Consider the following 26,189-nt stretch of genomic DNA (forward strand, 5'->3'; position numbering starts at 1 on the left):
GGTTCAGAGGCTTTTATTTCGTAAAAAGAAAATCTGCAAAATCTGCTGAATCTGCGTGAAACAAAAATTTTAGGTTACAAATCCAGAAAAAAGCAAACTTTGTCTTTTCCTTTTGCCCCCATTCGATGGTAAAATTTAATAGCTCTTTCGTTAAATTGCGGGGTACGCCATTGCATATTGACACAGTTTTTTTCCTTGCCTATTTGTTTTAGTTTATTGATTAGAACTTCCCCAATTCCAAAATTTCGGGCTTCTTCCTCTAAAAACAAACAATCCATGTAGATGAAATCGCCAGCACTCCAAGTTGAGTAGGTGAAATTATAGGAAACATAACCAACAATGTCATTGTCTTTGGCCACAACTAAGCAAAATAATTTGGGGTTTTCACTGAACAAAGCTTCTTTTAAGCCTTCTTCTTTTCCTTTTGGATCATATTCAGCTTTTTCAAATTCAGCATGTTTTTGACATAAAATAACCAGTTTAGGCAAATCAGTTATTTCGCATTCTCTTATTGTATATTCCATTGTAGGTTGATTTCGTTTTGTAGAAAGTTGATAAAATGGTGGAAATAATCCGGATAATTTTCATTGGCGCGGGTTGCGATAAAATGTTTTCTCTTCAAACCGTTTTTTCCAACTTTAATTGCTTTAATCGGACTTGATTTTAGATGTGGCTGAAGCGCCCATTTTGCCATCGACATAACACCCATATCGGCTTTAACCATTTCCAGAGAAGCTTCTGTCAAGGGCATTGGCGTTATTTTCTTTGGAGTGACTTTGGCTGGAGCCAAAAGAAATTGGTGAATCGTAACTGTTTCCATTGGAAGAGAATGAATAATCAAATGTTCATTGATGAAATCTTCCGCAACTACATATTTTTTATCTGCCCAAGGATGATTTTCAGAAACGGCCATTACCACTTCATCCTGAAAAAGCTCGGTATATTTGATATTATTGTCTTTAATGGTATCGCTTACAATGGCAATATCGATCGTATTATCCAAAAGTTTTTGAAGCGGAATATGAGTCGCTTCGGCAACAATTTTCAATTCGACATTTGGATACAACAGATGAAATTGCTTCATAACCGAAGGAAGCCAATGATAACTCGAGAAACATTCTGTACTGATTCGGATTTCGCCATATTCGCCAAAAACCATTTGTTTGATCTGTGTTTGAGTTTCGGCGAGTTTGTTCAGGATTTCATTCGCTAAATCGTAGATTTTTTCGCCTGCTTTTGTTAAAACCAGTTTTTTGTTGGTTCGTAAAAAAATAGCTGTACCCAATTGATATTCTGCTTCTTTGAGCTGATGACTCAAAGCTGATTGTGTCAAATGAAGTTTGTCGATCGCTTTTGTAATGCTTCCTTCTTCAACAATTGCTTTTATCAATTTTAAATGACGTATTTCCATTTCTTTAGCTTATTAATACACAAAGTAACAAAATTTTAGAGTGGCTTTTGTATGAAAAAAAGTAATGTTCTGCATGAATTCTTTTCGTTTTTATAAGATTGTAAAGCGTTCTATTTTTGAAAAAACAAAACCTTTAAAACAACACACTATGGAAACGCAAATTAAACATTACGAAAATAAGCTGGCCTTTGAAATGGATCCATCCGATTTATTTGAAGCCTTAAATAATGGTGAAAAAGTAATTGCACTTGATGCCAGAAAAGCTTTTGGATTTGAAGCAGAACATATTCCGAATGCAATAAATATTCCGCATCGTGAAATGTCTTTAGAAACGACACAACATTTAGACCGAGATGTTTTGTATGTTACCTATTGTGACGGAATTGGCTGTAACGCTTCAACCAAAGGCGCTTTGAATATGACAAAATTAGGATTTAAAGTAAAAGAATTAATTGGCGGAATCGAGTGGTGGAAGTTTGACGGTTATGCAACCGAAGGCACAAAAGGAGTAAAAGAAGGATTAAAAATTGAATGTGCGTGTTAACTTAAAGGTGCTAAGATGCTAAGATTCTAAGGAACTAAGGTTAAAAAAAGCACTATTTTCATAGTGCTTTTTGTTTTTTTTTGATAAGCTAAGAAACCTTAGTACCTGAGAATCTAGCATCTTAGAACCTAATTTTAAGCCTCAACTAAAGCTTTTAAACCTTGCAAAATTGGATTTTCTTCGCCTTGTGGTTCTTCTTGAACGGCTCTGGGACGATTATCTTCCTGAATTATTTCGAGTTTTACTTTTTGATTCTCTTCAGATAAAAGATAATTCATAATAAAATAATTCTCTGGTTTGTCTTCTAATTCTGGTCTCGGGAAAAACAAAGAATAACTTATTTTCTCATTTGGAATAACTTCTAAAATCGTTCCCCATTGTTCAAAAACCTGACCCTGCCATTCATTTCTAAATCGTATTTCACTGCCTTTTTCCCAGTTTGTACTGAGATCGCTTCCGTATTGCCATTGTTTCACCAATTCTGGTTTTGTCAAGGAATTCCATACTTTTTCGATTGGGGCATTCAGAACGATTGTAGAAATATTTGTTGCCATTTTATTCTGTTTTTATAGCTGGTTTTAAGCTGTCTTTTACAACTGATAAACTGTCTATTGCAGGAGCAACAGGCAATTGAGGTACTGGTGCTGTATATCTTTTTATTTTTTGCTGAATTAAAACCGCGTCATTTAATACAAAAGGAGTAGGCATCATCCAGTCGCTTCTTGGTTTAACTTTTAGTAATGGATTGGTCATTAAGTCGAAAGAACTTTCAATTAAATCCATATCAAAAACAGATGATTTATTGATGTAAAACTCCATTTCAAGAGGTTCGTTGCCTACAACATAATAACATAATATTTTTGCGCCTTCACGTTCAAGACGATTTGTTCTTGCACCCGATTCTGAAACTCCATTTGCTTTGAAGTTGTAAAAAGTCATTTTTGGATTTGCAAAAATGTCATAACGGTTTACTTTACGGTTTGGCGTTATTCTAATTTTCAAGAATCTTTTATTTCCAATGACACTATCTCTTAAAAAGGAAATTGTCGGTTTTGGAACATCAACAACCGGAGCAATTGCGCTGTAAGTAAAACCAGAGTTATATTTACTGGCAAGCGGAAGGCTGTTTAAGCCAACAGCTTTTTGATTTGTTTCTCCTAAATACGATTTTGTCCATTCGTCTAAGTTAACATCATATGTCGTCCAGACTGCAGAGTTGGTATTTGCATTGTAAACATATAATAAACTGTTCGATTTTGCTTTTCCTTGCTCGTATCCAGAATGATAGCCCGCATAGATGAAAAAACCAATTGAAACCGCAAAGAACAACATTGTCCAAACGCCTTTTTTGATAAAAGCTCCAAAAATTGGAAGCAATAATCCGAAAGCTAAAACGGTTAGAATGGCACTTCCAAAAAGAATTTTTAAGCCTAAACCAATTGGGAACATTACAATAAATGGAGCAATAATTATTAAAGCCGGGATAGAGAACAGCAAGTTGACACCTAAACTGTTATGACCGGTAAGAACATAAATTCCGAATAAAATTACTCCGAAATAAACAGGAACAATCAAGAATCCGGCGCCAACTAAACTATTTGCAATAAAAGCATTTATGATAATCCATAGAAGCAATGCAGTCACAAAATGATTCATTGTTGCTTTTGGATCAGAAAAATGATGATAGAAGGCAAAGCAAATCGCAATACTAAGCGTTACAAATGCGCCAATATACGCGTGACCGTTATACGTGAATCCGTTGAGCATATCTGAATACTGCGGATATACTTCCAGAACAATTTTCCAACCTAAAAAAGTCACTAATCCCGCAATAATTAAAGCTCCTAAAAGCGGCACGAAACCTTTAAAAATCTCTCTGAAATAGATGATATGTTTTGCTTTTCCGATAAAAATAAAAAGAATCAGTAATCCTAAAGCAATTATTGTCATTGGCGTTACCCAAGAAAACGGATAACTGATGAAAGAGAATGGAACGCTGAAATAAACATCGTCTTCAGCAGAATCTGTGGCATTTAAATCGGCATTTGATAAATATTTCAACAAAGGCATCAAATAAGATCCTTGATGCGCCAGAGTTGTTTTATTTAAATGCTGTATGTCATCTTGCTGTGTGTGATAATTGTAATGTCCGTCGATAAAAGCAAAGTTAAAACCTTGAATTTTGCCTTGTTCTCTAAAAACAGTCAAATCAGTATCGTTTGGAAGCATTTTATAAATGCTGTACATCAATGAATTTGAAACCGGATAGGCTGCTTTTGCATTCGAGAATTCTTTTACAAGTGCTTTGTTTCCTTTATTGGTTTCCATCAGCATGTAACTTGGACCTGACGAACCTCTTGCTTCAAAATTTAGCACCAAACCAACATCTTTTGCCCATGGATGTTTGTTTACAAAAAGTGCTGCTCCGTTTAATCCTAATTCTTCAGCATCAGAAAATAGAATTATAATATCATTTTTATGAGGCTGTTTTGCATATAAAAAAGCACGAATTCCTTCAAGAATAGTAGCAACCCCAGAAGCATCGTCACTTGCACCTTTTGAAAAAGAATGTGGCGCGCTGTCGTAATGGGAAAGAAGCAAAAGCGCTTTTGAGTTGTCGGTTCCTTTTATGCGAGCCAGAATATTTTTAGATTTTACTAAAAGTCCTCTGTCGTTAAGTGTGAAACCTTCTTGAGTTGAGGTTTCTAAACCTATTCTATTTAATTCAAGTTTTAGATAATTTGCTACTAATTCATGATTGGTTGACCCTACATAATGCGGTTTTTGCGCAATTATTTCTACCTGATTCAAGGCTCTTTCTGTCGAAAATTCTGCCAAAGCTTCCTCTTCCCGCGAGATATATTGTGGCATCATTGTGGCATAAATAATGCCCAAAATGCCTAATACACAAAGAAATCCAAGAATTGAGGTGGGGTTTTTTTTCATGATGAATCGTACTATATTTCTTTTTTAACTAGCATAAAATAATCGTTGTCCAAGGAACGGTATCCTTGGTCGTACAGGAAATAGTAGGTATTCCCTGTTTTGGTCTGCAAGATATTGGTAAAGAAATCAAAATCAAAACCTTTATTTATCATTTTTTCCCGCGTTGCTTTCGATTTTCCTTCTGAATTTAATTCAGCCAAAATACGGTAATTTTTGCGTAATTTATTGTTTACATTCCGCATAAAATTTGTCGTGTCTTTATTTATTTTGTTGTTGTAGGCATTTCGGCAGCTGTCTGAACAGAATTTTTTGTCCTCGCGGCCAACAATTTTTTCGGAACATTCGAGGCAAGTCTTCATGAATTGAGTTTTTTAATTTCGTATAAATCTGTTCTTCTGTCTTTTAAGGTGTGAACACTTCCGTGCTCGTGAAGTTCTTTTAACAAATTTAAGTCGACATCTACAATTAATGTCATTTCTGTATTTGGGGTTGCTTCAGCTTTGATTCCGTTGCTTGGAAAAGCAAAATCCGATGGTGTAAAAACCGATGCTTGTGCATATTGAATATCCATATTGTTCACTTTTGGAAGATTCCCAACGCATCCGGCAATGGCGACATAACATTCGTTTTCGATCGCACGTGCCTGCGAACAATGTTTTACACGAGTATAGCCATTTTGAGTATCGGTTAAAAAAGGTACAAATAGAATATTCATTCCTTCATCTGCCAGAAGTCTTGAAAGTTCTGGGAATTCTACATCATAACAAATTAAAATACCAATTTTACCGCAGTCAGTGTCAAAGGTTTTAAATTCTGAACCGCCTTTCATTCCCCAATGAACGACTTCGTTTGGCGTGATATGAATTTTAGTGTACATTTCTGAAGTTCCGTCTCTTTTGCATAAAAAACCAACGTTATATAAATTTCCGCTTTCCATATAAGGCATACTTCCGGTAATAATATTGATGTTGTATGAAATAGAAAATTCCTGGAAACGTTTTCTAATCGGTTCCGAATATCGAGCGAGTTCGCGAATAGCTTCTGCTTCAGATAAATGATTGTAATCGGCCATTAAAGGCGCAATGAAAAGTTCCGGAAATAAAGCAAAATCACTTCCGTAGCCAGAAACCACATCAATAAAAAATTCGGCTTGCTCAAAAAATTCCTCTAGATTGTTCAGCTGGCGCATTTGCCACTGAATCAAACCAAGCCGAATAACACTTTTTTCAAGATTGATCAGTTTTGGGCTTTCATCATAATAAATATTATTCCATTCGAGTAAAACCGCAAATTCTTTTGATTCTTCATCGCCTTCCAAATAATTTTTGATGATTCTTAAAACGTGAAAATCATTGCTTAACTGAAAAGAAAGTACCGGATCGTATAATTCTTTATGTTTTACCTTTTCGATGTAATTTTTTGGACTCAGTTTTTTGGAATGCTGTGCATAATTCGGGATTCTTCCTGCAAAAACGATTGCTTTTAAATTCAATTGTTCGCAAAGTTCTTTACGCGCGTCATATAGTCGGCGACCTAAGCGCAGTCCGCGGTAATTTGGATGAATGAAAACATCTATCCCATACAAAATTTCTCCATCAGGATTATGTGTTGAGAAAGTATAATCGCCAAGAATCTGGCTGTAATTGTGTTTTTTGTCGACCAGTTTTTCATCGACAATAAGCGACAATGCTGATCCTACAACTATTCCGTCAACTAAAATTACCAATTGTCCCTCAGGAAAAATAGCCAATAGTCTTTCAATATCGTCAGATTGCCAATACGAATTTGCCATTTCTGGATAAGACTGAATCATCGAATTTTTTAGCTGTTTGTAGTCTTCGATTTCCAAGTTACGAAGTTCAACCTTATTGATTTTTGTTTGCATATCGTAGGATTTATCTCAAATATACAAAAATATTTCCATTTGCAAACGCTTACAAACAGTTACAATCGAAAGTAAATAGTTTGCAACCGAATATTTTAGTGGAGCCGTCCCAACTTTGCATCGTTGAATTTGATCAACGAATTTTATATGAACATTTAAATAGTATACGCCATGAATGCAATGAAAAACAGAGTACAATTAATTGGTAACGTAGGAAACGATCCTGAAATTAAAACATTAGAAAGCGGTAAAAAGTTGGCGCATTTATCTATTGCAACACGTGAAAGTTACAGAAATGATAAAGGCGAAAAAGTAGAACAAACAGAATGGCATCGCGTTACAGCTTGGGACAAAACAGCTGAAATTATCGAAAAATTTGTTGTAAAAGGAAAAGAAGTTGCGGTAGACGGAAAGTTAACTCACAGAAGTTACGATGACAAAAACGGAGGAAAAAGATACACTACCGAAGTTGTTATAAACGAAATTTTATTGCTTAGTAAATAATCTTGATTGAATGAAACAAACTCGACAGGTTTTTAAAACCTGTCGAGTTTAATTTTTAGAATTAACTATAAAACCGAAGCTCCATTTATATCAGTAGTAAGCACTTCGCTCATATAATCAAAAAAAGGTCTCATATTTTTAAAAGCGTCTAAAGCTTGCTCGAGAAAAAGCGGACTTAATACTTCTTCATCTGAAAAACGTTTTATAACCAAAAATTGTTTGAAACGAAGTAAATCAATAGCAGGATGATCAAGTTCGAAGCCTTTTGGTTTTGTTTTTAGTTGCTCGCCTTGTAAAGTTCCGAAGTTGCTAGTAAAAGATTTTGAATTCAGTATTTCCTGAAAAGTTTCAGGATCACTTGCAAACTCTGCTCTTATTCGTTTTAAATCTGCGGCATTTGGTCCCCAAAATCCACCAGCAAAAAAACTATTTCCTTTTTCCAGATGAAAATAATAACCGCCGCGCCTGGCAGCAGTTGCGCGCGTATAACTTCCACCCCAAAAATGTTTAAAAGGAGTTTTGTCTTTAGAAAAACGTATATCACGATAGATTCTATAAACACTTTTTTTACCTGAAGTATTTTCTAAAACATCAGTTTTTGAAAGTTCTTTTAGTAAAGCACCAGCGAAATTCTCAATATGATTTAATTCGATTAAATATTGTGGTTTATTGGCTTCAAACCATGGTTTGTTATTGTTTTCTTTGAGCTGGAGTAAAAAATCCAGACTGGATTTTGGTATTGTGATTTGGTTTTCCATATAAATTTCGAGTCTTTTAAATTGCAACAAGACTGCAATTTAAAACTAAAAAACCCACCAGAAAAATCTAGTGGGTTTTTGTATATTTTGTTAAGCAGTTTTTTTGAATAAATCAAACATCGGACAACGCGAGCAACGTTTCTTTTCGCTTTTTTTGTATTTCTCACAACAAGAAGATTTACAGTTTTCCAACTTCTTAATGTTCTCAAGGATAGCTTTATTCTTCTTTTTTTTTTATCCTTTTTCTTGTCCTTGTCTTTTTCTTTCTTGCCCAATTTTCCTCTGTATTATAAAAACAGTAGCAAATATATAGCAAAAAAGTTATTTTTAAGTATTCTAAATAAACTTTAACTTTTTTTATTTTGGATTAATTGCAATAGAGCTCGTCACTGTTAATTGCTGAATATCACGATCAAACAAATAAAGTCCGCCTTTATCTTCACCTATCAAGTTGATTTTATCCAAAATTGATTTAGCTGTAGCTTCTTCTTCGATTTGTTCCGAAACATACCATTGCAAGAAATTATGTGTCGCATAATCTTTCTCTTCGAAAGTTATATGAACTAATTCGTTGATAGATTTTGAAACAAAAAGTTCGTGATTATAAAGCTCTTCAAACATTTCTTTGAAAGTAGAATATGTTATTTTAGGGGCTTTTAGATCTGTAATTAGCGCGTGCCCTCCGCGTTCGTTCACATACTTAACTAATTTAAGCATGTGCGCGCGCTCTTCATCTGACTGTGTGTACATGAATTGAGCTATTCCCTCTAATCCGTGTACTTCAGCCCAACAAGCCATAGAAAGATACGTTTGCGAAGATTCTGCTTCTATGCGAATTTGCTTGTTTAAAGCTGTTGCAATATTTTTTGATAGCATAATGATGTCTTTTTTGTAAAATTAACAAAAATAATTCATTCCACTTTTTACAAATGGCTAAAACATTAGACGCTTGGATTTGTTTTCAATAAATTAATTTCTGTTCAACGGAAGCGATTTAGTAAATATCGCTTTGTTTATAATTGGATTTCCAGCACTTTGGTCCATAAAACCATCTGTGAATTTACGCATGATATAGCTTTTTGAAACAGTGTCATAATATCCTAGAATGTAAAAATCGGTAACTTTTAGAATACTGACCAGCGCTATGTTTCTGCTGGTACCCATAAAATAGTTTAGATTGTCGATTGCCAAAGGTTCAATCTGACTATCCTTTACAAACTCAAAATTAGAATTTAATGCAGTGTCAAAGAAAACCATTTTACTTGCATTTTGTACATTATTAAGACCATCAAGGAAGCCATTTGGCCCGTAATTTACACTCAGAGATTGATAGGAAGCAAATCCGCCAAAAGTAACAAAAGTATATTGCCTGTTTTTGAAAGCCGAAAGGGTTGCATTTACAGTGGATAATTGTTTTAGAAACTTAGCTGTTGTTTTTAATTTTTGCGGTTTTTCTCCGTTTATCTGCAAAAACATTGGCGAATTTTTAAAAGTGATTGTGTCGTTTTTAGAAACTGAAATGTTTTTTATGCTTTTACCCGAATCAAAATCTTTTAGGCTGAATAAAAGTTGTTCGCTGTTTGCACTAATTTGATAAAGCTTGTTTTCAAGATAAAAGGAATTTGTAGTTTTAGGTAACGTTTGAGTATCAGGCGTGTCAAATATTTTTTCCGTAACCTCGTTAGTTTTTATATTTAGGCTAAAAACTTGAGTACGTTTTGTGTTGTAGTCAAATGTCAGGATGATGCGGTCATCCAAAACGTACATTTTACTTTTCTTTTCTGTTTTGTCCAAAGAAGAAAAATCTTCAGATTCCATTTTTTCAATTGGGTAATGATATTGAACAAGCGCGCTGAAAGAAACACTCTGCGCTTTTTCATTTTGAAAAGAAAACGGTGTGAAATTGAACATTCTTATTTCGCATTTATCATTTTTAAATTCAAATAAGAGCATATGTTCTTGATCTTTTTCTTTAGAAAGAACATAAAATGTATTGTTTTTTTGAAACGATGTTATAATGTTTCCGGTATTGGCTGGAAAATCAAAACTCAACGTATTTGATGTTTTTGTTTCCAAATTATATTTTATTATTCTGATGTTTTTGTGATTATCAGAACCCCAATAAAGTGTTGGATTTCCGTCTTCATCAAAACTATAACCCATCATACTTCTTTTTTGTTCGGCTCTAAGAGTATCCTTGAACTGATTTGCCAGAAACAGCGATTTGTTATATTTTAAAATATTGATGGTTTTATTGTCTGAAGCGAAAACATATACTTCGTGAGTTTTGACATTTTCGGCATTTATAAGCTGACCATTCTCTGACGGTTTATTTAGATTTAAAACAGAAGAATTTAAAATAGTCTGGCTAAACAATATTGATTGTGAAATCAGAAGAAGGAAAAGCAGTAATTTTTTCATTAGAATTTGGTGGGATATATTTTCAAAATTAATGAAATAAAATGATTTTTTGCAAAGTGAAAAATATAGAAATTGCTTGTACAATTTTTTGTTTTTTTAAAGCATAAAAAAGCCCCAAAGAAATTTCTTTGAGGCTTCATCCTTGAAATAGAAAAGAGATTATTTTACTTTAAAAGTAACTCTTCTTGCTAATCTTCTAGCTTCTTCTGAATCTTTTTGGATTGAATTGTCAGCTCCTTCAGAGATAACATTTAATCTTGATGATGCAATACCCGCTTTTTCTAAAATGGTTTTAACATTTGTAGCTCTAGTACTTGCTAATTTATTGTTGTATTCAGAGCTTCCTACCTGATCTGCATGCCCAACAATATCAATTGAAGCCGATGGATTTTTTCTTAAATAAGATAAAATAACATCAATCGCAGATGTTGAGTTTTCAATTGGAGTTGATTTGTTGAAATCAAAATAAACACTGTAGTATTTATCATTGATCATTTCTTTAACAACATCTTTGTCGGCAACAACCGTGTTTGTTACTGGTTTTTCAACAATTATTTGTTTTTCTGGAGCTTTTTTAATTTGCTCTTCAAGTCCAGCTACTTTGTTTTCTAATGCTGCAATATCAGCATTGTCTGATGTTACAACCCAGTCAGCATGTTTTGTGTTTTTTCCTAAATAAACTTGTAAACCTACAGTTCCATTAAATAATAGACCAGAAAACCCTCTGTTTGCTGTTGTAGATCCGCCATCAAATGTGCGATCTTGTAAAGCATTTACAATTGTGCTTACATCACCAGTTAAAGCAATTCTGTCTGTTAATCTGATTTGTCCAGTAAGACCGGCAATTAAATTTGCCATTCTGTCCTTAACATGTAAATCTTTGTTTTCTAATTGAGCAACTCCAAAACCACCGTGAGCTAATAAACCAAACGTATTGGTCCAAGTTTCAAAATTCATGATTCGTCCTAAGTTTGCTACACCTTGTAAATCAACTCTGTAGTACTTAGAGTCAAAAGGCATTGAGCTGTCTTTTTGTTCCGTTAAGCTGTTGTATCCAAAATCAGCCTTCAAACCAAACTTGTTGTTAAGCATATATCTTACTCCTAAGTCAGCCGTGAAAGGACTAATTCGCGAGCTGTAATAATTGCTTGACGTGAATGGACGTTGTGCTTTGTTAAAACCGCCATCAAGTTCTACAGACCATTTATTAAAATTATCTGCCGCCTTAGTTTCTGTTTGTGCACTTACACGCATGATGCTTAGAGCAAATGCCAGAGTAATTACAATTTTTTTCATTGTTATTTGAGATTTTAAATTTGGCTCAAAAAAACAATGTATTGTAGGAATAATCGTCCGTAAAAAGTTATATTTATATCAGAATAGGGTTAGTTAATTTTTGTTTGTTTTTGGGATTAAGAAAAGGCTAATTATATCCATCTGTAAATTTGCGAAGGATATATTGTTTCGTTTTTAAATCATAATAGCCTAAAACAAAATAATCTTTAAATTTTAGAATGCTTTGCATTCCGATTTTTCTGTTTTTATCTATGAAATAATAGATTTTATCTGTTGCAAGCGGTTCTTGCTGGCTCGCGGTTAATCCGAAGTTTTTGTCTAGAATGCTTTCAAAGAATACGCATGTACTGTAAAAGCTTTTTGTGTTATTTCCAAAAAAAATATCTTCTGGTGAGTAATCCACAATAGTTTTTTCAGTAACTCCTCCAATGGTGATAAAGATATTTTGCTGATTTTTAAAAACGGATAAACCTACTGTGCCATTTGATAACTGTTTTAAAAAAGAAGCTGTATTTTTTAACGCTGTGGGTTTTCTATTGTTTTTTTGAATTTGAAATGGTGAATTTTTGAAAGGAATGGTATCATGTTTCGAGAAATCAAAATGTTTGATAACCTGATCTGAATTATAATCTTTTATTTGGAATACGAACTCTTCTTCATTTGTGTTAATTTGGAATAATTTATTGTCGTGAAAAAAAGAATTAGATGCTTTAGAGGTTTTTTTGCTGAATGGCTGGGGGAAATTCTTTTCAATTATTTCAAGAGTGTTTAAATCTATATCAAATAATTGTGTGTTTTTTATATTGTTGTCCAAGGTTAAAATGATTCTATCTTTTAAAGGATATACTTTTAATTTTGAATTCGCTTTATATATTGAATTGTATTCATTCGGCTCCATTTTTTCTATTTGATTTTCTTTCAAAATCTGGCGAAAATTTAGATTTGTGGCATTGTTGTTTTCGAAAGTAAACTTACTGAAATCAAGTTCTTTTTCTTCTACTAGTCCGTTTTTAAAAATATACAAAATAAGTTTTGACTGTGATTTGCTTTCAGCAAGCATGTAGAAAGAATTGTTGTTTTGATATTCTGCCCGAAGAGTTTGTGTTTTGACAGGGAATAAAAAGAGAAGGGCTTTTGATCTTTTGTCTTCAAAATAATATTTAATTATTGTGATAATGCTGCCATCTCCAGAACTCCAATATAAAGTGGGATTTCCATCGTCGCTAAAGCTGTAGCCAATTAAAAGTGTGTCCTCGGTGTATTGAGGTGACAAAGTAAATTTATCTTTTAAAAATAAAGCGCTATTGTATTTTAAAATTGTAAGTTCCTTGTCTGTTCGTGCAAAAACAAATACTTCATTTGTTGCATGATTTGCTGCAGTCAAGATCTGAGCAGATTGTAATTCTTTAGAAAAATTAAAAGGATAAGAAGTTAATACCGTTTGACTTAATAAAACGGTATTACAAAATACGGCAAGTAAAAGGTAAATTTGTTTCATGCGTTTTTACGCACAAAAAGTATTCCAGTTTTATTTTCTATGTGTTCATCAATTCTTGAAAATTATCCACAAATTGACCCAAATGTAATCCATCCATTAATCCATGATGAACATATATGGCCATTGAGATCGTTCTTTTGCCTGTTTCAGAAACCATCATTTTTCCGAAAGAAACTTTTGGACAGCTGTCTGGAAACGTAAAACTTCGGGCATGAGTAAGTGATGTAAAGTTTAACCAAGGAATGGCCGAGAAATGAATCAAATTATCATCATTGAATTCTCTCGTAAAGAGTCCGGTTGTGTTTTGAATGCGTTCAATTTCGGTTAAGGCATTTTGTTTGAAAATCTCAAAATCTTGATTGTATTCAATTAAAGAAAAACCGAAAGTTCCGTCCTCACGCCCAATCGTTGCTGATGCATCAATACGATCATTAATGTATATTTTGCCATCAGCAATTCGGTATTTAAAATTTTCGACAGAATTTACAGCAATTAAGGTTTTATGCAGATAATAAATAAAAAAAGAAACATTCAAATCTTTGGCATTTTGATAAGCTTTTGTACAATCAATTTCTACCGTTGCACCAAAAAAAGGCTCTTCCATTCTGCTGAAATGCGCAAAATGTTCTTTTCTGTTCCAGTTTTCTAAGTCTAAAAGTGTTTTCATTATATTAAATTTGGAACAACTTGCGCAATAGTTTCAAATGAACTAAAATGCTCGTGTTCTACTTTGTGATTGATTTTTTCGTGCTCCCAAGTAGTATGAAACGGAATATGAACCGCGTATCCGCCAATTCCTAATACGGGAAGAACATCTGATTTAAGTGAATTTCCAATCATCAAAAACTCATGCGCCTGAATGTCTAAACGGCCCAAAAGTTTTTCATAATCAATTTCTTGTTTGTCTGACATTACTTCGATATGGTGAAAATAATGCCCTAAACCAGAACGGTGCAATTTGCTATGCTGATCTTTTAAATCGCCTTTTGTGGCCACAACGAGTTTGTATTTTCCATGAAGCGCCTGTAAAGTTTCTTCGATTCCGTCCAGAAGTTCGATTGGCTTTTCAAGCAATTCTTTTCCGTATTGAATGATTTTTTCAATGACTTCCATCGGAATTGTATTATTCGAAATGTTCATTGCAGCTTCAATCATCGACAGGATGTAACCTTTTATTCCGTAACCGTATAAAGGCAGATTTGCAATTTCAATTTTGAATAATTCCTGCGAAATGCCTTGATGCGAAAGATAATCTTCCATTAAAGCGCAAAATTTATGCTCGGTTTCTTGGAAATAGGGTTCGTTTACAAATAAAGTATCATCGGCATCAAATGCGATTACTTTTAAATTTGGTATTTTGTTTTTATGTAACATGGTTTTTTTGTTTCAAGTTTCAGGTTTTCTTTGTTTCAGGTTGTTCTGCCACGAATTCACGAATTATACTAATTTTTTTCTGCTTGATCTGTAATCCCGATAGCTATCGGGATCGGGAAACTTTTTGCCACGAATTATACAAATTATCAGCGTAAACCCGCTTAATCAGTTAAAATCCGTGGGCCAATTTTACTTCGAAAAAAGTCTTTTCAAAGAAATAGTTTTATCATAAAAAGTAATTCTAATTCCGAAAAGCAGAATGATACCGCCGAAAACCATCTGTAAAGTTATTTTTTCTTCTAAAAACAACCAAGCTAAAATCGATGTAATTATCGCCTGACTCAATAAACTCAACGAAACTCTCGTTGCGCGCATGTGCTGAGTTGCATAACTTATCGAAAGCCAAGCGCATAGTTGGCAAATGACAGCCTGCAAAATCAATACAAACCAACCTGTATTTGAAAATCCTGTGAAAGGTTCGTTTAATGCATAACAAAGAATTCCTAAATAAATACTTGATGCCAATAAACTAATTGTCATAAACGACAAAACATCAACTTCTGAAAGCACATTTTTGCTTACTAAAAGATAAATTGAATACAAGATTCCGGATAAAACGGCAAACAGAAAGGCTTGATCGAAATTTAAATCAATAAAAAACTCAAAACCAACCAAAGTCACCATTCCGAATAAAGAAACAATGGTTCCGATCCAGAAATTCGTTGCTGGTTTTGATTTTAAAAATAAAAAAGATCCAATTCCGACCCAAACCGGAGATAAATTTGTCAGTAAAGAAGCTTGTGTCGCACTCGAATCCTGAATTGCAATATTCCAAACTGCAACATCCGAAGAAAACAATACACCGCAAAGCATTGCCAAAAGCGTAAATTTCAGACTCGGAAGTTTAAAGTTTTTGCTCAAAAGCGTATAAGGCAAAAGCAAAATAACGGCAAAAAACATTCGGTAAAAAGCCGAAATTAATCCTGGCGTTAAGCGCAGTTTTACCAATATAGGAAAAATCGAAATGCAGAGTATACCGCAGATTAGTGCTAATCTTGGTTTGGTAAGTTTCATAATATTTTAAGTTTTTAGGCTTATAGATAAAAAGAAAATTGCGTGAATCAATTTAAAATAATCGACTCACGCAATTTATATGATTATATAAATCTTTAGTTTACAGTCGATCCGTTTGGAGCGTCAGCATCTGGATTTACAAATACCAATTTTCCTTCGGCATTTGTTGTCATTAAGATCATTCCTTGGCTTTCGACACCACGTAACGCTCTTGGCGCTAAGTTTGCTAAAACAGAAACACGTTTCCCAATGATTTCCTCAGGAGAAAAACTCTCAGCAATTCCTGAAACAATTGTACGAACGTCGATTCCTGTATCTACTTTAAGAACTAAAAGTTTGTTTGCTTTTGGCATTTTTTCAGCTTCTAAAATAGTTCCAATACGAATATCCATTTTCGCAAAATCTTCAAACTGAATTAAATCTTTTTGCGGTTCTGGTTGTTTGCTTTCAGCTAGATTAGCTGTTTTTGTTGCTTCCAATTTATCTATTTGTTTTTGTATTTCTTCGTCTTCAATTTTAGCGAAAAGCAATTCAGCTTCACCAATTTTATGTCCAGCCGGAATTAAATCTGAGTTTTCAGAAATGTCATTCCATCCTAAAGTTTTATCAATAATGATGTCTTTTGCATCGCGATCTTTTTCTTTCAAAAACTTGCTGAATCCTGCAAAATGTTCTTTAAGATCACCTAAATTCAAGATTTTAGAAAGCTTAGCTGATGTAAAAGGTAAAAACGGTTCTGCTAGAACGCTCAACGCAGCAGCAATTTGCAAAGCCACATACATTTGAGTTTTTACACGCTCTGGATTGTCTTTCATTACTTTCCAAGGCTCTTCGTCTGCCAAATATTTATTTCCTAAACGCGCAACGTTCATCAATTCGCCTAAAGCTTCACGGAATCTGTAACGCTCAACTGAACTTGAAATTACAGCTGGATATGCTTTTAATTCGGCTAAAGTTTGTTCGTCAACTTCACTAAATTCATTTGGCGTTGGGATAATTCCGTCGTAATATTTGTTGGTTAAAACCACAACACGATTAATGAAGTTTCCGAAAATAGCAACTAATTCATTGTTATTTCTAGCTTGGAAATCTTTCCAAGTAAAATCGTTATCCTTTGTTTCCGGTGCGTTTGATGTTAAAGCATAGCGCAAAACATCTTGCTTATCTGGAAATTCTTCTAAATATTCATGTAACCAAACCGCCCAGTTTTTTGAAGTCGAAAGTTTATTTCCTTCCAAGTTCAAAAACTCATTTGCCGGAACGTTGTCTGGTAAAATATAGCTTCCTTCAGCTTTTAGCATCGCTGGGAAAATGATACAGTGAAAAACGATATTGTCTTTCCCAATAAAATGAACCAATTTCGTTTCTTCATCTTTCCAATACGGTTCCCAATCTTTTCCTTCGCGCGCCGCCCATTCTTTCGTAGACGAAATATATCCGATAGGCGCATCAAACCAAACGTATAGTTTTTTTCCTTCGGCACCTTCAACCGGAACATCAATTCCCCAATCAAGATCTCGTGTTACCGCACGAGGCTCTAATCCGCCGTCGATCCAAGATTTTACTTGTCCGTACACGTTAGGTTTCCAGTCATTTTTGTGACCTTCTAAAATCCATTTCGTTAAGAAATCAGAATATCTATCTAAAGGTAAAAACCAGTGTTTTGTTGCTTTTAAAATTGGAGTTTCTCCGGTAATAGTCGATTTTGGATTAATCAAATCTGTCGCGTTCAAAGTCGATCCGCAATTTTCGCATTGATCTCCGTAAGCTCCTTCATTACCACATCTTGGGCAAGTTCCAACTACAAAACGATCCGCTAAAAACTGATTTGCTTTTGCATCGTACAATTGCTCCGTAACTTCTTCAATAAAATCGCCTTTATCATACAAAGTTCTAAAGAATTCCGAAGCCGTATCGTGATGAACTTTTGCCGAAGTTCTTGAATAATTGTTGAAAGAAATTCCGAAATCTGAGAAAGATTTGCGAATAATTCCGTCATATTTATCAATAACTTCCTGTGGTGTAATTCCTTCTTTTTTAGCTTTCATTGAAATTGCAACACCGTGTTCATCGCTTCCGCAGATAAATGCTACATCTTTTCCTTGCAATCTTAAATATCTCGAATATATATCGGCAGGCACGTAAACCCCCGCCAAATGGCCAATGTGGATTGGTCCATTAGTGTAAGGCAACGCCGCTGTGATCGTATATCTTTTTGGATTCTGTATCATAACTCAATTTTATTGAGTGCAAAAATAAGCAATAGATTTGAGATTTTGTTATTACGCGGAGATTCGCGGAGAAAAAGCACAGAGATTTGCTGAGAATTTTTAAAAAATAAGTGAATTAATTTTGCAAAGACATCAAGATTGTCAGGCTGAGCGAAGTCGAAGCCCCGCAAAGTGATTCAGCGCATGAGGCTTCGACTTCGCTCAGCCTGACAATACAGTCAATATTCTTTAATCTATACGGAATTCTACACTAAAATAGAACCAGTTTAAACTAGCACCCGCGCTAAAATCTTCAGAATATATTTCGCAATCTTTGCATCCGAAAAAAACAAGTTTATGAGCAAGACAAAATTAATTATCAATAAAAACGGATCAATCAAAATTGAAGGCGATTTTGAAATCATGGATCCAGAAGGAACTGTTTACGGATTACAAGGAAGACAAGCACTAGGTCTTTGCCGTTGCGGATTATCTGCTAACAAACCATTTTGCGATGGCGGACACAGAAATAATTTCGAACACGATTCTGTTGCGTTCGATTTACCCCCGATGAAAACGAATTAAGAAATTTTATTTCTAGTTATATTAAAAGCTGCATTTATTGCAGCTTTTTTTATTCTTTTTAATTGAAAGAATTTCCGGTTAAATAATTGTTTTCTACTCTTAAAAAAACAGTATATATTTACAAAAAATGTTAAAACATAAAAAATGAAAAGATTTTTATTAGTGTTCCTGTTTTTAAGTTTAGTGTCGGCAAAGGCTCAAACACAAAGAATAATTTCTAATGATTGGATGGTTTTTCGCCAAGCAATAGATATTCAAACTCCGGTAAAGAAAAAATTTAGGGTTATTGCTTCGGCAAAAGTTGAATCAGACGATCCAAAAGCCTCTTCAGGACTTTATGTAAGAGTTTACAATAAAAATGATGAAGATGGTTTTTTTGATAACATGAACGACAGACCAATAAAATCGAAAGAATGGCAGTCGTACACCGTTGAAGGAACAATTGATGAGAACAGTCAGACATTAGTTTTTGGAGGGCTTTCGTCGCTTAACGGAAAGTTTTATTTTGATAAATTTCAATTATTTATTGAAAATGCAAAAGGTGTTTTTGAACCGGTAACCATTTTAAATTCAGGTTTTGAAACGCCTGCAACCAATACAGATATTCCGAAATGGAGTTTAGGTACACCCAAACAAAAAAATGCTAAGGTTAAGGAATATACCATTTCTTCAGATAAATCAAGTGTAGAGGGTAAACATTCCTTACTACTTGAAGGGAAAGGTATCGTAATAAAAGAAACTGGAAAAATAGGAAATGTTCCAGGCGCTTCACCAAAAATTGCTGATATGATTTCGATGCTCGATGACCTTAAAGATCGCGTTGAATACACGGTTAAAAACATGGATCAATACGAAATTGATTACTTGCATGATGAAAAAGCTAACCGAATTGGAGCACTTGTAATGCATTTGGCCGCAGCCGAAAAATACTATCAGGTTTTTACTTTTGAAAATAGAGAATTTAATGAAGAAGAAAAGAAAAAATGGGAGACCGCTTTGAATCTCGATCAAGGTGCGCGAGATGAGTTTAAAGGGCACGATATTCAATATTATCTTGATATTTATAATGAAGTAAGAGCAAAAACCATTTCGGAATTAAAGAAAAGAGACGATGAATGGTTTGCTACAATTCAAATGAAATATGATATAAGCAATCAGTATTGCTGGTTTCATGTTATGGAACATCAGTCAAGCCATTTGGGACAAATTTTATTCTTGAAAAAGAGAATTCCGCCTCAGAAAGAACCATTAAAACCAATTCAGCAAGAAATTAAGAACTAAAATATTGGATAAAAAAAAGCTGCATCTAGAAAATGCAGCTTTTTTTATGGGTTTATTTTATTTGAGATATTCCTTTTGGTAATCTATATAAAACCGTTTGAGTATGTACTGTACCTGTTTGAGCGTCTTTTGAAACAGTGATCGTTTCAGGAGCTTCAAAAATAAAATCAGACTCTAGTTTGAAAAATTCCTTGTGGATAATTTTATCGACAGAAAGTTTTGTTGTAGTAGTGTCAGCAGTATTGTTTATATTCCTAATTTCCTGATCTGCGTAATCTACGGTTCCTTCGATATAAGAATTCAAATTATCTACATTGTAAACCCATTTTCCATTGTCAAGAATGTTTATGGTTTTTTTCTTTCCATTAATGATTATTTCGTTTTCGCCTATTGGAGTATCGATTACAATAAAATCATTTGGAGCAACTGTTTTTGTTGTTGAAGCTATTTTGACTTCTACTGGAACAGCGTTTCCGTTGTCAATATAAAGTGAAGTTCTAAAACTAGAATATACCAGAAAAAATGCGATAAAAGCTCCTACTGGAATGAAAAAGTAACTTGATTTTTCTAACTGAAGAGGCATCCCTTCTTCGTCCTCGTTGTCAGCAATAAATTGTTTTCTGCCAGAATAAACATAATACAATCCTCCAATTACTAAAATTGCATTTATTGGTACACTTACGAATTCTGGGATTTGGTTGAATGTACTGTATAATACGTAATTAAGTACATAAAATAGAAAAATTGCGACAGCAAGTCTAATAAGAATGATGATTCTATCCATTTTAATAGTTGTTAAAGTAGATTATGGTTAAATGTTAAATTAAACCAAATATATCATTATTTTCTGTCTTTTAACAATTACTGCTTTAATTGGATGTTAAATTTTCTAAATATTTTGCTATTAAATATAAAGTTCGCCTTTCATCGTTATAATCGAAGAACCGCCAACTAAAATATCTTCTTCACGATTCATGACTTCAATAAGGGAGGCTTGTTTTAATTTTACGCCTTGAAGAATTTTATATTCTTTTTCAGATTTGGTGAATTTTTTTTGGGTTAAAAAACCAATTAATGGGCCTGCAGCAGTTCCTGTCGCAGGATCTTCATTTATCCCGATTATGGGATTAAAGAATCTTGTTTCGACTATATGTTCTTGGTCGCTATCAGCAATTGTGAAACAGTAGAATCCCTCAAAATTATATTCTTTTGAGATTTCGATCAAGAGTTGGCTGTCTGGAACAAAGCTGTTTAGAATTTGACTGTTTTTTATAGGAACCATTGTATGAGCAACTTCTGTTTTGACTATTGTTGGGACAAAAGCATTTACGTCTAAATCTTCAATTTTTAAGCCGAGAGCGACTGCAATTCTATAAGTTGGAATTTCCTGTTTTATGACTGCCGATTTTTGATGCATTTGTACAACAGGGTAAAAAGTGACCGGATCAAAACTTACCGTTACAGGAATCGCTGAATGTTTCATGATTACAAAAGGTTCACTTTCATTTTGGTCTTCAAAAATGGGCATTCCTTTTAAAAGAGCACCACAGACTGCGCCTAATAAATTGTGTCCAGCGCCGTCAATCTCAATTCCTGTTGGCGTAAACGAACGAACCATCAACGCTTTTTCTCTGGTAGAATAATAGACAAAAGAGGTTTCAGAATAGCCAAATTCTTTAGAAATATCTTGATAGGTTTCTAATGGTAAATTTCCGTCTGTAAAAACCACAGAAAGCGGATTTCCTTTGTAGCTTTCGTTTGAAAATACATCCAAAACGTAATATTCTAATGCTTTTCTTCCTTCCATTCCTTATTTGTTTTTTTAGCGGAATAAAATTACGGTTTAAAAAATAGCAAAACAATAACTATTACAACATTCGTTTTCCTTCAGCGCTAAATTTTATTGCTTTTTCTAATCTTGCGAGTCTGGTTTTTTCTTGTTTGGCACTCATAATGACGTGAATTATTACTTTTTTGTACGATGGCGCCTGATTGTTGAAATATTCCCAAGCTACTTTATGGGCTTTAAATTGTTTTTCAAGTTCCGGATCAAGAACATAAGCTTCGTTTTCATGTGAATAAATTTTGGATCTTTCTTCAGATCTGAATTCGAAAGCTTTAATTCCGGCTTCTTTCATGAGTCCGGCTTTTGTGAGAACTTCAACTTTTTTAATATTTATAACACTCCAAATGCTTGATTTTTTTCTTGGAGTAAATCGGATCGTGTAACTTTCGTCGTCAATCGTTTTTCGAATGCCGTCAATCCAGCCAAAACAAAGCGCCTGATCAACAGATTCTGACCAGGTCATGCATGGTTTTTTACTTTTCACTTTGTAGAAACCTACCAAAAGTTCCGTTTCATTTTGGTAATGCTTTTCTAGCCATTCTCTGAATTTTTCTTGTGTGGAGAAGAAGGTTGGTGCCATTTTATTCTGTTAGTTACTGGTAAAAGTATTATAAATAACAGAGATAAAATGCAATTATTTAAAAATCACAGTTTTCTTCGATTTTGCAATCTTGACAATATGATAGGGCTGTGTTATTACCGATGTTAAATCGCCGGTGCGTAAGTTTTCGACTTTGATAATTATCGCATTACTGTTTTGCGTAATTTTTGTAATATCGATTGTGTGTCCGCCATTTCCATAAACCATGTCAATAACAGCTATAATTTGATATTTTGAAAAATCGATATTTGTTTCCTTAAAATTAGATACTTCGGCAGGACTTATTTTACTCAGTAAAGAATTCCAGGCCGTAACATCTTTGATTACTAGATTGGATTTCGGCATTTTTTTGTCAGTGGTAAAAGACTCTTTGGTGATTTCTGAAAATGAGATTTGTGAACTTGCTGAATCGTCATTACTGCAGCTCGAAGCCATTAATAGAATGCATAAAAGTGTAATGATGTGTTTCATTTTTTTGATTTAAATTAGTTAAATTTTTTGATTAAATAATTGTTTATTAAATAGATGCGTATTTTTGAAATGGTTGCGTTACGTTTTTAATGTTGTTTTGAAAAATGATATTTTATTTTGAAACCGTGAGCGTTAGGGATAGAAGCAGAAAGCCCACAGCCTGACGAAGGAAGAGCGAGGACTTGAAGCGGATAGCCCGGCCCGGAGGGAAACGCCCAAAAAATTATTGGCATTCGTATGATTATTTCCACGAAATTTGCAAATGAAAACCTGAAGGATAGAAATCATGGCGAAAGGACCAGAAAAAAATACTAAAAACAAGGCTTTACATACTAAACTGCTGAACCGAAAAAAGGCTAAACTTCGAGAAGAAAAAGAAGCTCAGGCAAAACGGCTGAAGGATTTAGTAAATAAAATGAATGAAAAAATGAATGGCGAAGATTTTGATCTTAGCAACAACTCAAAACAAGATACAATGGAAGAATTTGGCAGAATAATAGTTTCTGAAACGGCAATGAAAAGTGAAAATCCGCAGGATGTCGTGCATTCTAATATTTCGGTAATCAATTTAATGCGTGAGGAAGGTGTCGATGATGAATTGATTCACGAAGATGCAATTACGAGTTATTATCTAGATTATTACTATTCGCAATATGCCGAGGGAAACTTTGCGCAGTTTGTGCATAATTCTGGCTGGAACAAGGAATTAAACGAATTGATAGAGGAAGGTTTGGCTTTAATTGGTGCCGAAAAACATTTGGAATTGTTTTTGGAACAAAGCAAAAAGGTTAGAATTACGAGCAATATCAAACTTGATAAATTTTTAAAAGGAAAATTAGAGGGAGCAAATCCCGTTCGTGATGCCTTAAACAACGATAAATTTTTTGAATTAGAAGAAAATCTTGTGGAACTAAATGCTAATTTCTTGAAGAATCACCCCGATTTTGAAGTGCTTTCAGTTGATGATATGTTTGCAGCTTTAGAAGAATTTGTTGGGCACGAGATTAAAAGAGCCTAAGTTTTCTTGTTTTAATCAGGCAAAGTCGCGAAGTTTTATTTTCTCTGCGACTTCGCGATTTTGTGTGATTAATTCACATTTATTAAAGTAACTTTTTTTTACGCAATCACTTGTTTTTGAATTAATTGATTTAAATTTAGTTCCGTATAAATAATAATTTTATTTATGGAAGAACTTACTCATGTTAAATCAGTTATCGGGATCATTTTGGGTTTGAGTTTAACGCATCTTATAAAAGGATCTGTGATTTTTATTCAGCATCCGGGGCGTAAGAAAATTTATTTCGTGCATTCGCTTTGGGTGTTTTATGTCTTTTTACTGCTCATTCATTTTTGGTGGTGGGAGTTTAATCTTAAGTTAATTCAGGAATGGTATTTTGCTGATTATTTTTTCATAATCTGTTATATTTTGATTTATTATCTGCTGTCGGCGATTTTGTATCCTGACGACTTAGTTGATTATACCGGATATGAAGATTATTTTTATTCCCGAAAAAAGTGGTTCTTTTCTATTCTGGCCATTAGTTTTATAGCTGATATTGTTGACACGGCAATAAAAGGCGGTGATTATTTTTTATACAATCAAACCGAATATTTTGTTCGGATTATAAGTCATATTATTTTGTGTCTTGTGGCAATAAAAGTCAATAATAAAATTTTTCATACTGTTTTAGTGTCGCTTTTTATTGTTTACGAACTATCGTATATACTGAGACTGTTTAATACAGAGTGAGTTTTTTTGAGGCTCAAAGTGGCAGAGTAACATAGTAACAAAGGTTTTTTAGCAATTTAAGAATCATTTTAATCTGTGGCTTTGACCTTGCTCAGCCAGACAAACAACTTTGTAGCTTTGTATCTATAAACCTTTGCACCTTTTTTCAATAAAAGTTAATAAAATGAGATTTAAGTACTGCCCAATTTTGCTCGTTATTTTTGCTCAAACAGCAATTTCTCAAAACAAAATAAATCTTTTTTCAGAAATCAATTATAGTTCGATTCCTGAAGTTTCGCTTGCTGATTATAAATCGGTTCAGGAAAGAGATTCAAAACTTCAGAACCCAAATATTGCTCTTGGAGTCGGAATTTCGGGCGGTGGTTCGCGTGCGCAGTTTTTTAGTATGGGTGTACTTTTGGGTTTGGAGGAAATTCAGGAAAGTGACTCCAAACGCAATTTTTTAAATGAAGTTGATTATTTCTCGACTGTTTCTGGAGGCTGTTATTCGGCGGGATATTATTTAACGGTTTTGAAAAATAAATTGCAATACGATAATTGTTCTTTCAACGAATTTTATTTTTCTAAGGCCGATGCTTATAAATCAGATGTGAACAAATCGGCTTCGCTTTTATCTCTTCTTAATAATAGTCGAAACGAAAAGGGCGAAAAAATTTCAATGGCGCAAAGATTAGATTTTGAGGTTTTACAATACGACAGTGCAAATCCTGAAAACGAGAACAAGTTTAAAACTCAAATGCTTTTATCCGACTTTTTTATTCCGAAAGAAAGCAAACTAAGTCCGAAGTTGCCTATAATGGTCGCAAATGGAACAGCATATAACAATGGCGAACGTTTTCCATTCATGCCGCATATCATTCATGCTTTGAAAATTCATGCTTCTTTGGCTCCAAATAAGGCATCACTTCCGCTTGACGGAAATCAAATAAATAATGGTTATGATTTTCCGTTGACATATGCTATAACGGCAAGTTCTGCATTTCCTGGTGTTCTTCCAAAAACTAAATTCGGAATCAAAAATCAGGATAAAATTTTATGTGTAATTGATGGCGGAGCATCGGATAATACGGGTTATGAAACGCTTATTGAATTGCTTCATAGCGATACTAAAGTTAAAGACAAAAACAAAAAAGCTTTGTTTATTGATTGTTTGGGACCGGGCAAAAAAGCTCCTTTTATAAATGACGAAAAAATCAGATTGCTTTCGCTGTTAGAAACGGCTTCTTTATATACGGTTCAAACGCGTTATATTACTTTTGAAAAAGATGTAGAAAATGTTTTGGATAAATATAAAATCCCGACTTCAAATTATCAGGTTATCGGATTTACAACTTTGCGAAATTATCTGTCCACATTAAAAAAAGACCAAGCGTACGAAGATTTGATAACGCAATTAAAAAATACCGATGATGAAGCAACAAGTTGGTTGAAACTTCATGATGATTTCAAATCACAGCTGATTTCAAAATTCGGTTCTGAACATTTTAAAAAAGATAAAAATGGCGGGCTTGTACTTTCGAGCCTAAATCAAGAAACGTTTAAAAATTTTAGTGCCAGCGAACTTTTGATGTTATACGAATATGCTTCTCATGTTGAAACTAAGTTGAAAATATCTCCAGAAGAAAAGGAAATGTTGTTATTGGCCGGGCGCTTTGCGGTTTATATTAAAACGAATGAATTGAAAGCCTTGCTGGTAGAAAATAAAGGGTTTTAGATTTCTAAAACAAAAAGGGC

General features: G+C 33.8%; 26 protein-coding genes. 7 read left to right on the forward strand and 19 right to left on the reverse strand.

Going from position 1 to position 26,189, the window contains the following annotated elements; genetic code table 11:
* Positions 1 to 74 precede the first annotated feature (74 nt).
* Both RB619_RS11160 and RB619_RS11165 read right to left on the reverse strand, forming a co-directional pair.
* Positions 75 to 524, reverse strand: a complete 450-nt coding sequence (locus RB619_RS11160) for a GNAT family N-acetyltransferase (protein ID WP_308097384.1) — start codon at positions 522 to 524, stop codon at positions 75 to 77.
* Positions 509 to 1,411, reverse strand: a complete 903-nt coding sequence (locus RB619_RS11165) for a LysR family transcriptional regulator (protein WP_308097386.1) — start codon at positions 1,409 to 1,411, stop codon at positions 509 to 511. Before RB619_RS11165 ends, RB619_RS11160 begins: the two co-directional genes overlap by 16 nt.
* Before the next feature lie 148 nt (positions 1,412 to 1,559).
* On the opposite strand from RB619_RS11165, the gene RB619_RS11170 reads away from it, so the two are divergent.
* Positions 1,560 to 1,955: a rhodanese-like domain-containing protein gene (locus RB619_RS11170; RefSeq protein ID WP_308097388.1), complete on the forward strand. Its 396-nt coding sequence runs from the start codon at positions 1,560 to 1,562 to the stop codon at positions 1,953 to 1,955.
* Between the two features lie 134 nt (positions 1,956 to 2,089).
* On the opposite strand, the gene RB619_RS11175 is transcribed toward RB619_RS11170, so the two are convergent.
* From RB619_RS11175 to RB619_RS11190, 4 genes are read right to left on the reverse strand one after another with little or no spacing between them, the layout of a single operon-like run.
* Positions 2,090 to 2,509 (reverse strand): SRPBCC family protein, encoded by a 420-nt coding sequence (locus tag RB619_RS11175; RefSeq protein WP_308097389.1) that lies wholly within the window; start codon positions 2,507 to 2,509, stop codon positions 2,090 to 2,092.
* Between the two features lies 1 nt (position 2,510).
* On the reverse strand, positions 2,511 to 4,901 hold the full coding sequence (locus RB619_RS11180; RefSeq protein WP_308097391.1) for a M28 family peptidase: 2,391 nt from the start codon (positions 4,899 to 4,901) through the stop codon (positions 2,511 to 2,513).
* An 11-nt stretch (positions 4,902 to 4,912) separates the two neighbouring features.
* Entirely contained in the window at positions 4,913 to 5,260 is a 348-nt protein-coding gene (locus RB619_RS11185) for a hypothetical protein (RefSeq protein WP_155104194.1), read from the reverse strand.
* A complete protein-coding gene (locus RB619_RS11190; RefSeq protein ID WP_308097394.1) occupies positions 5,257 to 6,786 on the reverse strand; it encodes a bifunctional GNAT family N-acetyltransferase/carbon-nitrogen hydrolase family protein in 1,530 nt (509 codons plus the stop codon). Before RB619_RS11190 ends, RB619_RS11185 begins: the two co-directional genes overlap by 4 nt.
* 171 nt (positions 6,787 to 6,957) lie before the next feature.
* Between RB619_RS11190 and RB619_RS11195 the strand changes: the two genes are divergently transcribed.
* Positions 6,958 to 7,290, forward strand: a complete 333-nt coding sequence (locus RB619_RS11195; protein ID WP_308097396.1) for a single-stranded DNA-binding protein — start codon at positions 6,958 to 6,960, stop codon at positions 7,288 to 7,290.
* Between the two features lie 65 nt (positions 7,291 to 7,355).
* On the opposite strand, the gene RB619_RS11200 is transcribed toward RB619_RS11195, so the two are convergent.
* The 9 genes from RB619_RS11200 to metG form a co-directional block, all read right to left on the reverse strand.
* A complete protein-coding gene (locus RB619_RS11200; RefSeq protein ID WP_308097398.1) occupies positions 7,356 to 8,048 on the reverse strand; it encodes a DUF2461 domain-containing protein in 693 nt (230 codons plus the stop codon).
* Positions 8,049 to 8,405: 357 nt separating this feature from the next.
* Positions 8,406 to 8,924, reverse strand: coding sequence for a ferritin (locus RB619_RS11205; RefSeq protein WP_308097400.1), 519 nt, complete (start codon positions 8,922 to 8,924; stop codon positions 8,406 to 8,408).
* A 93-nt stretch (positions 8,925 to 9,017) separates the two neighbouring features.
* Positions 9,018 to 10,469, reverse strand: coding sequence for a hypothetical protein (locus RB619_RS11210; RefSeq protein ID WP_308097402.1), 1,452 nt, complete (start codon positions 10,467 to 10,469; stop codon positions 9,018 to 9,020).
* A gap of 159 nt (positions 10,470 to 10,628) precedes the next feature.
* Positions 10,629 to 11,765 carry an OmpA family protein gene (locus RB619_RS11215; protein ID WP_308097404.1) on the reverse strand — a complete coding sequence of 379 codons (1,137 nt, stop codon included), beginning with the start codon at positions 11,763 to 11,765 and terminating at the stop codon, positions 10,629 to 10,631.
* A gap of 127 nt (positions 11,766 to 11,892) precedes the next feature.
* Positions 11,893 to 13,263: a hypothetical protein gene (locus tag RB619_RS11220; RefSeq protein WP_308097406.1), complete on the reverse strand. Its 1,371-nt coding sequence runs from the start codon at positions 13,261 to 13,263 to the stop codon at positions 11,893 to 11,895.
* A 37-nt stretch (positions 13,264 to 13,300) separates the two neighbouring features.
* Positions 13,301 to 13,930, reverse strand: a complete 630-nt coding sequence (locus tag RB619_RS11225; RefSeq protein ID WP_308097408.1) for a chloramphenicol acetyltransferase — start codon at positions 13,928 to 13,930, stop codon at positions 13,301 to 13,303.
* Complete coding sequence (locus RB619_RS11230; protein WP_308097410.1) at positions 13,930 to 14,637, reverse strand: HAD family hydrolase; 708 nt, start codon at positions 14,635 to 14,637, stop codon at positions 13,930 to 13,932. The genes RB619_RS11225 and RB619_RS11230 overlap by 1 nt, the downstream gene beginning before the upstream one ends.
* 189 nt (positions 14,638 to 14,826) lie before the next feature.
* Positions 14,827 to 15,711 (reverse strand): DMT family transporter, encoded by an 885-nt coding sequence (locus RB619_RS11235; protein WP_308097412.1) that lies wholly within the window; start codon positions 15,709 to 15,711, stop codon positions 14,827 to 14,829.
* A gap of 95 nt (positions 15,712 to 15,806) precedes the next feature.
* Positions 15,807 to 17,942 (reverse strand): methionine--tRNA ligase, encoded by a 2,136-nt coding sequence (metG, locus tag RB619_RS11240; protein ID WP_308097415.1) that lies wholly within the window; start codon positions 17,940 to 17,942, stop codon positions 15,807 to 15,809.
* 336 nt (positions 17,943 to 18,278) lie between these two features.
* Between metG and RB619_RS11245 the strand changes: the two genes are divergently transcribed.
* Both RB619_RS11245 and RB619_RS11250 read left to right on the forward strand, forming a co-directional pair.
* Positions 18,279 to 18,506 (forward strand): CDGSH iron-sulfur domain-containing protein, encoded by a 228-nt coding sequence (locus RB619_RS11245; RefSeq protein ID WP_264553006.1) that lies wholly within the window; start codon positions 18,279 to 18,281, stop codon positions 18,504 to 18,506.
* 144 nt (positions 18,507 to 18,650) lie between these two features.
* Positions 18,651 to 19,787 carry a DUF664 domain-containing protein gene (locus RB619_RS11250; RefSeq protein WP_308097419.1) on the forward strand — a complete coding sequence of 379 codons (1,137 nt, stop codon included), beginning with the start codon at positions 18,651 to 18,653 and terminating at the stop codon, positions 19,785 to 19,787.
* 52 nt (positions 19,788 to 19,839) lie between these two features.
* Here the strand turns inward: RB619_RS11250 and RB619_RS11255 are convergent, their stop codons facing one another.
* The 4 genes from RB619_RS11255 to RB619_RS11270 form a co-directional block, all read right to left on the reverse strand.
* Positions 19,840 to 20,571 carry a hypothetical protein gene (locus RB619_RS11255; RefSeq protein WP_308097421.1) on the reverse strand — a complete coding sequence of 244 codons (732 nt, stop codon included), beginning with the start codon at positions 20,569 to 20,571 and terminating at the stop codon, positions 19,840 to 19,842.
* 120 nt (positions 20,572 to 20,691) lie between these two features.
* Entirely contained in the window at positions 20,692 to 21,594 is a 903-nt protein-coding gene (locus RB619_RS11260; protein ID WP_308097423.1) for a PhzF family phenazine biosynthesis protein, read from the reverse strand.
* A 61-nt stretch (positions 21,595 to 21,655) separates the two neighbouring features.
* Complete coding sequence (locus RB619_RS11265; RefSeq protein ID WP_308097425.1) at positions 21,656 to 22,213, reverse strand: YdeI/OmpD-associated family protein; 558 nt, start codon at positions 22,211 to 22,213, stop codon at positions 21,656 to 21,658.
* A gap of 54 nt (positions 22,214 to 22,267) precedes the next feature.
* Positions 22,268 to 22,705, reverse strand: a complete 438-nt coding sequence (locus tag RB619_RS11270; protein ID WP_308097427.1) for a protease complex subunit PrcB family protein — start codon at positions 22,703 to 22,705, stop codon at positions 22,268 to 22,270.
* Positions 22,706 to 23,276: 571 nt separating this feature from the next.
* Between RB619_RS11270 and RB619_RS11275 the strand changes: the two genes are divergently transcribed.
* From RB619_RS11275 to RB619_RS11285, 3 genes are all read left to right on the forward strand, one after another.
* Positions 23,277 to 23,723 carry a DUF4375 domain-containing protein gene (locus RB619_RS11275; RefSeq protein WP_246074184.1) on the forward strand — a complete coding sequence of 149 codons (447 nt, stop codon included), beginning with the start codon at positions 23,277 to 23,279 and terminating at the stop codon, positions 23,721 to 23,723.
* A 165-nt stretch (positions 23,724 to 23,888) separates the two neighbouring features.
* Positions 23,889 to 24,455: a hypothetical protein gene (locus RB619_RS11280; RefSeq protein WP_308097429.1), complete on the forward strand. Its 567-nt coding sequence runs from the start codon at positions 23,889 to 23,891 to the stop codon at positions 24,453 to 24,455.
* A 163-nt stretch (positions 24,456 to 24,618) separates the two neighbouring features.
* Positions 24,619 to 26,169 carry a patatin-like phospholipase family protein gene (locus tag RB619_RS11285; protein ID WP_308097431.1) on the forward strand — a complete coding sequence of 517 codons (1,551 nt, stop codon included), beginning with the start codon at positions 24,619 to 24,621 and terminating at the stop codon, positions 26,167 to 26,169.
* Positions 26,170 to 26,189: the final 20 nt, after the last annotated feature.

The sequence above is a fragment of the Flavobacterium sp. LHD-80 genome, from assembly GCF_030929605.1.
Classification (GTDB): domain Bacteria; phylum Bacteroidota; class Bacteroidia; order Flavobacteriales; family Flavobacteriaceae; genus Flavobacterium.